We start from the raw sequence: 2073 nt of genomic DNA on the forward strand, positions 1-2073 counted from the left end.
AGAGGCAAGAGGCAAGAGGCAAGAGGCAAGAGGCAAGAGGCAAGAGGGAAAAAATCGTGTGCACCTCATTAGGATAGAAAGTTCTGTATTTTTATTCACTATATTAGTAATTACAGTGAAGGGATAATTCCCTTACTTGATGGGATCAGCTCCGCTGGTGCAGTAAGCGATCGCAATTCCAAGAGCTCCATAAGAATTTAGAATTTAGAATTTAGAATTCTGCCTTCTACATTCTGCCTTCTACATTCTATTCTACATTCTGACAGACAACCTACCCTACACCGAACGCCAAAAACGAACAACATCCCAACCTTGGCCAAAAGGCCACGCTACGCGAACAATATCCCAACCTTCAACCTTGGCCAAAAGGCCACGCTACGCGAACAACCTTCTAACCTTCAACTAAAAAAAAGTAGCCGCAGAAATACCTTCCACGGCTATGAAATTTTACTATGCCTGAACTTTGTACACTAACCCAGAAATAATCCGATCCGATTGACCAAAGGTCACCCTAGGGGAACAGATTTGATTTTTGGGCTAGGGGGGGAACCCCCCCCTAATAAGTTAGTTTAATCTAGAATTATGTACTTAGTCATCGTCGTCATGAATTCGCCAGGAATTCCCGTCGCCTGAAGGGGGCTCCAGTCGGAAATTTGGGCATAACGCAGTGCAGAAAGGGTATACATGGTGTTGCTGATTGCCCGGCGGGAGCCCTTCAGAATATGCTGAACGGGGTATTTTTTTGGGGAAGGTTCCTGAGGAGTATTACTAGGAGTGATCTCCTCAGGATTGTTTTCTTGATTCGGGCGAAAGTTGTCAGGCATAGTTCAAAATTGGTTTTGATGTATACATTATAATCATAACGATTATAATTATAATTGTCAAGGGTTTTTAGGATTTTTTTTTGAGGGGTAATTGAAATAAATTGTACGGTTATGAAATGGGATATAGTTTAAAAAAAGGGGTTTAATTCCGTAACTTGGGTTTGATTTCGGTGCGTTACACTTTCCTGCTTCGCACCCTACAATAGGAATTTAGAATTTAGAATTTAGAATTTAAGCTGATAGGCAAACTGATCGACGGTTTCCCTCATCCTTTCTAGGGTTTTGAGTTAAAAGATTTATCATATTATATTATGTGATTTTTTAAAAATAAATAATTTAGACTTGCTATATGTGTCAAACATCTGTATAGTATCTAGAGAGGAATACTGAACCTCGATTTAAATTAGGAGATCTAAGAATTATGAAAACAAGGCTATCTTGGCTTTTTGCTGTATTACTCGCTGTAGTGATGGCATTTGGTTTTTCAAGCAACCCAGCAATGGCTTCCGAGTCATTTTATGTCCGTGTAGATGCTAATGGAAAAATAAAGAAAAGCAATGCATGGGATGCCAGGGTTTCTAGGTCAGCTCGGGGAAACTACATAGTCGTTTTTGAGACTAAAAACATAAGCGAATGTGCCTCTGTTGCTACTGTTGTATCACCAGAACTTGGAGCATATGGTAATGTTCCTTCCACATTACTTTTTATTGGGGATATGCAGAGTCCTAATACTTTAGAAGTTACTACATCTGACATTAACAACGGGCTTAGAAAAGATGAGGGTTTTGATCTTGTCGTAGTGTGTGAATAGTGATTCCCCGGATATTAAGCTGTTAAGCATTTATTTTGACCACTGGCAAGCCTTGCTTTAAGAAGTCTAGGCTTCAAAAATACCAATTTAAATGCCGGTCAGTGTATATCATTCCATCGACGGTGAAATCCCTTGCATCATAAATAGTACAATCACCAATCTTGTAGGGTGCGTTCAATGAAATGTAACGCACTTTTTTTATGGGAAGATTTGCAGCAAAACCCGCTCTATTGGTTGCCTGCTTTGCGCCAGATTACCCAAGAAAACCCAGTTCTGCCAGAACAATGGGTAAAAATAAAACAAATGGCTCAAGCATGGTTAAATTGGGGAAGACAAAAGGGTTATATTGCTTGATCTTTCCATGGGAGAAGCTATACACTTAGAGCTCAGGGGGTGACAAGCTAATTGAAAATCTTACAGGGGTTAGGTTTTAGGGGT

General features: G+C 40.0%; 3 protein-coding genes. 2 read left to right on the forward strand and 1 reads right to left on the reverse strand.

Annotated elements, in window-relative coordinates:
- Positions 1 to 569 precede the first annotated feature (569 nt).
- Positions 570 to 824 carry a hypothetical protein gene (locus AC4II3_RS32540; protein ID WP_488016541.1) on the reverse strand — a complete coding sequence of 85 codons (255 nt, stop codon included), beginning with the start codon at positions 822 to 824 and terminating at the stop codon, positions 570 to 572.
- Positions 825 to 1245: 421 nt separating this feature from the next.
- Between AC4II3_RS32540 and AC4II3_RS32545 the strand changes: the two genes are divergently transcribed.
- Complete coding sequence (locus AC4II3_RS32545; RefSeq protein ID WP_488016543.1) at positions 1246 to 1635, forward strand: hypothetical protein; 390 nt, start codon at positions 1246 to 1248, stop codon at positions 1633 to 1635.
- Positions 1636 to 1812: 177 nt separating this feature from the next.
- Positions 1813 to 1989: a hypothetical protein gene (locus AC4II3_RS32550; protein WP_488016545.1), complete on the forward strand. Its 177-nt coding sequence runs from the start codon at positions 1813 to 1815 to the stop codon at positions 1987 to 1989.
- Positions 1990 to 2073: the final 84 nt, after the last annotated feature.

This window comes from Moorena sp., assembly GCF_982860115.1.